Source organism: Actinosynnema sp. NPDC023658, assembly GCF_040639995.1.
In the GTDB taxonomy this organism is placed as follows: Bacteria; Actinomycetota; Actinomycetes; order Mycobacteriales; family Pseudonocardiaceae; genus Actinosynnema.
Genome location: NZ_JBFAAX010000421.1, coordinates 1 through 5,039 on the forward strand (window position 1 = coordinate 1; position 5,039 = coordinate 5,039).

The 5,039-nt window shown below is 74.0% G+C and carries 7 protein-coding genes; 6 read left to right on the top strand and 1 reads right to left on the bottom strand.

The annotated features are described in order from the left end of the window. Window positions 1-51 precede the first annotated feature (51 nt). The 4 genes from AB0G02_RS27950 (at window position 52) to AB0G02_RS27965 (ending at window position 2,535) form a co-directional block, all read left to right on the top strand. Window positions 52-468, top strand: a complete 417-nt coding sequence (locus AB0G02_RS27950) for a VOC family protein (RefSeq protein WP_360799405.1) — start codon at window positions 52-54, stop codon at window positions 466-468. Continuing rightward, window positions 465-1,145, top strand: coding sequence for an SDR family oxidoreductase (locus tag AB0G02_RS27955; protein ID WP_360799408.1), 681 nt, complete (start codon window positions 465-467; stop codon window positions 1,143-1,145). The genes AB0G02_RS27950 and AB0G02_RS27955 overlap by 4 nt, the downstream gene beginning before the upstream one ends. Window positions 1,146-1,154: 9 nt before the next feature. Then, window positions 1,155-2,111 (top strand): LLM class flavin-dependent oxidoreductase, encoded by a 957-nt coding sequence (locus tag AB0G02_RS27960; protein WP_360799411.1) that lies wholly within the window; start codon window positions 1,155-1,157, stop codon window positions 2,109-2,111. Between the two features lie 142 nt (window positions 2,112-2,253). Continuing rightward, on the top strand, window positions 2,254-2,535 hold the full coding sequence (locus AB0G02_RS27965) for a hypothetical protein (RefSeq protein ID WP_360799414.1): 282 nt from the start codon (window positions 2,254-2,256) through the stop codon (window positions 2,533-2,535). Window positions 2,536-2,692: 157 nt separating this feature from the next. On the opposite strand, the gene AB0G02_RS27970 is transcribed toward AB0G02_RS27965, so the two are convergent. Further along, window positions 2,693-3,286, bottom strand: coding sequence for a TetR/AcrR family transcriptional regulator (locus tag AB0G02_RS27970; RefSeq protein WP_360799417.1), 594 nt, complete (start codon window positions 3,284-3,286; stop codon window positions 2,693-2,695). 105 nt (window positions 3,287-3,391) lie between these two features. Between AB0G02_RS27970 and AB0G02_RS27975 the strand changes: the two genes are divergently transcribed. Both AB0G02_RS27975 and AB0G02_RS27980 read left to right on the top strand, forming a co-directional pair. Then, window positions 3,392-4,150 carry a class I SAM-dependent methyltransferase gene (locus AB0G02_RS27975; protein WP_360799420.1) on the top strand — a complete coding sequence of 253 codons (759 nt, stop codon included), beginning with the start codon at window positions 3,392-3,394 and terminating at the stop codon, window positions 4,148-4,150. Window positions 4,151-4,202: 52 nt separating this feature from the next. Continuing rightward, the coding region (locus AB0G02_RS27980; protein ID WP_360799423.1) for a histidine kinase dimerization/phosphoacceptor domain-containing protein at window positions 4,203-5,039 on the top strand (837 nt) is incomplete at its 3' end.

Below are 5,039 nucleotides of genomic sequence, written 5' to 3' on the forward strand. Positions count from 1 at the left end.
TGCATGATGTCGAATGTTGACATTGGCGGACCCGGTGGTCAAGGTGGGGGCATGAGACCTGCCTTCCACCTCGCCGTCCCCGTCGACGACCTGGCCAGGGCCCGCGAGTTCTACGGCGGCGTGCTCGGCCTCGAAGAGGGCCGTTCGGCCGACAGGTGGGTGGACTGGAACCTCTACGGCCACCAGTTCGTGACGCACGTCGTGCCCGGACCGCGCGGCGACTCCGGCCGCAACCCGGTCGACGGCCACGACGTGCCGGTGCCGCACTTCGGGCTGCTCCTGCCGACCCCGGAGTTCCACGCGCTGGCCGAGCGGCTGCGCGCGGCCGGCACGGAGTTCGTGATCGAGCCGTACCTGAGGTTCGCGGGCGAGCCCGGCGAGCAGTGGACGATGTTCTTCCGCGACCCGGCGGGCAACGCGCTGGAGTTCAAGGCGTTCGCCGACGAGTCGCAGGTGTTCGCCAAGTGACCCGCGGGGTGCTCGTCACCGGCGGCAGCCGGGGGATCGGCGCGGCGATCGCGCGCGCGTTCCGCGACCTCGGTGACGGTGTCGTGGCGCTGTCCTCGGCGGACGTCGACCTGACCGACCCGGACGCGATCGCGCGGGTGGTCGACTCCGCCGCCGACACCCTCGGCGGCATCGACGTCCTGGTGAACAACGCGGGCCTGGTCGAGCTCGGCTCGCTGGCCGACAAGACCTACCCGGAGTGGCAGTCGTTGTGGCGGCGCACGTTCGCGGTGAACGTGTTCGGCGCGGCCGACATGTCCTACTGCGTCGCCCGGCACATGGTCGAGCGCGGCGCCCGCGGTCGGATCGTCAACGTCGGCTCGCGCGGCGCGTTCCGCGGTGAGCCCGACATGCCCGCGTACGGGGCCAGCAAGGCGGCGCTGCACTCGATGGGGCAGTCGCTGGCGGTCGCCCTGGCGCCGCACGGCATCGCGGTCGCCTCGGTGGCGCCCGGCTTCGTGGCGACCGACCGGGTGGCCGACCTGGTGACCGACGACGTGCGCGCGCAGAGCCCGTTCGGCCGGGTCGCGACGCCGGAGGAGGTGGCCGCCGCCGTGGTGTACCTGGCCTCGCCGGAGGCGGAGTGGGCGTCGGGCGCGGTGCTCGACCTCAACGGCGCGTCGTACCTTCGGACCTAGGAGTCGGTGGTGGACCGTTCGGGATCGGTGGGCGTGATGCTGCCCCGCGACCTCGCGCCGTCGGCGGTGCTGCCGTTCGCGCGGCGTGCCGACGAGCTCGGGTTCGACGAGCTGTGGGTGGTCGAGGACCTGGGTTTCCGCGGCGGGATCGGTCAGGCCGCGGCGGTGCTGGCGGCGACCGGGCGGATCCGGGTAGGGATCGGGTTGTTGCCGGTGGGCGCGCGCAACGCGGCGTTCGCCGCCATGGAGGTGGCCACGCTGGCCCAGCTGTTCCCCGGCCGGGTCGACGTCGGCATCGGCCACGGCATGCCGGGGTGGATGCGGTCGGTGGGGGAGTGGCCGGCGAGTCCGTTGACGCTGCTGGAGGAGTACCTGGTCGCGGTGACGGCCCTGGTGCGCGGGGAGACCGTCGAGCCCGGTCGGTACGTGGGGCTGGACGGGGTCCGGCTGGAGGCCGCGTGCGTGCCGACCGACCCGCCGCCCGTGCTGGCCGGCGTGCGCGGTCCGCGGTCGCTGGCCGTGTCCGGGCGGGTGGCGGACGGCACGATCCTGGCCGAGCCGACCACCCCGGAGTACGCGCGTGCCGCGTTGGCGCGGATCGACGCGCGTCGTCCGCACCGCCTCGTGGGCTACAACGTGGCCGCCGTCCACGCCGACGCGGCGGTGGCGGTCGAGGCCGTGCGGGCCGGGCTGGAGTGGATCGGGGAGCCGGACTGGGCGCCCCACGTCGCGCCGCTGCCTTTCGGCGAGGAGTTCGCGGCACTGCGCCGGGAGTGCGGCAGCCGGTCGGAGTTCGTGCGGCGGCTGCCGGAGGAGTGGGTGCGGCAGCTCGCGGTGACCGGCACGCCGGCTGACGCGCGGGCGCGGCTGGCCGAGCTGTTCGCGGCCGGTGTGGACAGTGCCGTCCTCATCCCGATCGGCGCGGACCCGTTGCGCGCGGCGGAAGAACTGGCCGCCGTCCTGTAGGGCGGCGGTGTCGGAGGTCGAACGCGGCGGTGGCCCTCCTTGCCCGGCACGACCCGGTTGTCGTCGGCCGCGGTGCTTGCGCGGAGGACTGCCGCCGTTCATCCACCGGTGTGCCCACACCGGTCGACATCGAGCGGGAACGGTGAACTGGACATCACTCGCAGCGGCCGAGGCGGACGGCTACGCGGGAACCGCTCTCTTCGTCTCGGCGGTATCGCTGACCGTGGCGATCCTGTCGTTGGCGTGGAACGTCGTCTCCGTCCTCCGCTCCGGCCACCGGTTGAAGATCAGGATCACGCCGGCCTGGCACGTCGACGGCGGGACTTCCGGCGTGGAGCACCGAGGACTCGGCCCGCAGCGGTTCCCCACCGTTCTGGGCACCGACGGCAAGACGGCCCGTGCCGCCTACGTCGTCGCGGCGTAGGCGCCTGAGAGGAAGTCGGGGAAGGAGCGCCTCGGATTCCGGGCGGTGATCGTGACGGCGGACGGCAAGGTGCGGTACTCCAAGCTGACTGACGCATCGCCCCGGGAGTTCGAGGTGGTGAAGCCGTAGCCGACGCCGCCACGGCTCAAGGCTTGCGTCAGGGATTCCGCAGGACGGGCGCGAGGACGGTCATCACGGCCTTGCGCACGGCCTCCCGTTCCGGTGGGGTGCCTCGACGGTCCGCGAAGAGCAGGTGGCCGGTGCCGACCAGGGTCGGCGCCAGCCCGTCCACCGGGGCGTCGGGCGCGATCCGGCCCAGGTCGCGTTCGGCGGAGAGGTAGCCGGCGATCATGACCACCGCCTCCGTCAGCACCGGGACGCCGGCGGGCCAGGTGCGGCGCAGGCGGGCGCGCAGCTCGTCCCGGAACGTGACCAGGGCGACGATCGCCACCGCGACGGACCCGAACAGGGCGGTCACCGCGTCGGTCAGGTTGTCGACGACCGTGCCGGTGCCCGCGGACTCGCGCAGGGCCGCCGCCTGGACGTCCATGCGGTTGCTGCGGTCCAGCACGTACTCCGCCAGGAAGGCGTCGAAGTCCTCGAAGTGCCGGTGCAGGACGCCCTTGGCGAAACCCGCGCCGTCGGTCACGGCACGGCTGGTCAACCCGCTGGGCCCGTCGCGCAGCAGGATGCGGTCGGCGGCCTCGAACAGCTGCTCGCGCACGTCGCGGATGGCCACGCCTGTGGGCACCGAGCACTCCTCCGGTTGACGAGTGGGCACTTGCCCACTCATAGTGGGCGCATGCCCATTCTACCTCCGGGGCCGACGCCCCGCGAATCCCACCAGGCCAGGGAGATGGCCGAGTCGTTCGGCGCCGACCCCGAGCGCTACGACCGCACCCGACCCCGCTACCCCGACGCCATGGTGGAGGCGATCGTCGCCGCCATCCCGGGACCGGACGTCCTGGACGTCGGCCTCGGCACGGGCATCGCGGCCGGGCAGTTCCGCGCGGCCGGCTGCCGGGTGCTCGGCGTCGAGGTCGACGCGCGGATGGCCGACTGGGCCCGGGCGCGCGGGCACGACGTCGAGGTGGCCGCCTTCGAGTCGTGGGATCCCGCCGGCCGCCTGTTCGACGCCGTCGTCTCCGGCCAGACGTGGCACTGGGTAGACCCGGTCGCGGGCGCGGCGAAGGCGGCGCGGGTGCTGCGGCCCGGTGGCAGGCTGGCCGCGTTCTGGAACGTGGGCCAACCGCCGGCCGACCTGGCGCGGGCCTTCACCGACGCCCTCGTCAAGGCGCTGCCCGACTCGCCCCTCGCCCGCGCCTTCACCCCGCCGACGAGCTCGGACCCCTACGCGCCGCTGACCGCCAGGGCGACCGACGGCATCCGGCAGGCGGGCGGGTTCGACGAGCCCGAGGTCTGGCGGTTCGACTGGGAGCGCGCCTACACCCGTGACGAGTGGCTGGACCAGCTGCCCACCAGCGGCGCGTACGCCGTGCTCTCGCCGTCCCGGTCGGACGCCGTGCTGGCGGGCGTCGGGGCCGCCCTCGACGCGGTCGGCGGCGGCTTCACGATGAGCTACACCGCCATCGTGCTCACCGCGGCGCGCACCTGACCGCACGGCCCGCGGTGCGGCCGAACGGCCCGGTCGGGTTACGTTCTGCGGCATGACAGGTGCGCACGAGCCGGTGTGGGCGCGGTGGCGGCGTCCGGCTCCCTCCGCGGCCCAGCGGCGGCACGACGTCTGGGTGGCGCTCGCGGCGCTGCTGGGCGCGGTGGCGGTGACGGTGCTGGTCAACAGCATGGGCGCGATCCCGTCGGGCGACGCGCCGTCGTTGGCCGAGCAGTTCGCCTGGGGCGCGGCGCTGACCCTGCCGCTGGTGGCGCGGCGGCGCTTCCCGCTGGTCGTGCTGCTCGTCGTCGGCGTGGTGTTCATCCTGGCGCAGGCCCGGCGGGTCGGTGACAACCTCGTGCCGTCGGTGGCGTTGTTCCTGGCCATCTTCAGCGCGGGCGCGTGGGCGGGCGACCGGACGCGGGCGCGGTGGGCGCGGGTCGCGGTGATCGTGGCGATGTTCGCCTGGCTCGCGTACGGGTTGGTGCGGTTCCTGGTCCACCCCGCGCCGCCGTTCGAGGGCGCGGCCGGTCCGCTCGACCCCGTGCTCGCTTCGGTGCTCTACGGCATCGGGTTCAACGTGTTGTTCTTCCTGTCCGCCTACTTCTTCGGTGACATGGCGTGGGTGTCGGCGCGCAGGCAGGCCGAGCTGGAGCACCGCGCCGAAGAGCTGCGCCGGTCGCAGGAGCAGAACACGCGGGGCGCGATCGTGGCCGAACGCGTGCGGATCGCCCGCGACCTGCACGACGTCGTGGCGCACCACGTGTCGGTGATGGGCGTGCAGGCGGGTGCGGCGCGGCGGGTGCTCGACCGCGACGCGGACCTGGCCCGCGAGGCGCTGCGGACCGTCGAGGAGACCGCGCGCACCGCGTTCGGTGAGCTGCGCGGGCTG

What these genes read in the sequence shown, in the direction of transcription:
- AB0G02_RS27950 (WP_360799405.1), top strand. Translation starts at nt 52, where the DNA reads ATGAGACCTGCCTTCCACCTCGCCGTCCCCGTCGACGACCTGGCCAGG.
- AB0G02_RS27975 (WP_360799420.1), top strand. Translation starts at nt 3,392, where the DNA reads ATGGCCGAGTCGTTCGGCGCCGACCCCGAGCGCTACGACCGCACCCGA.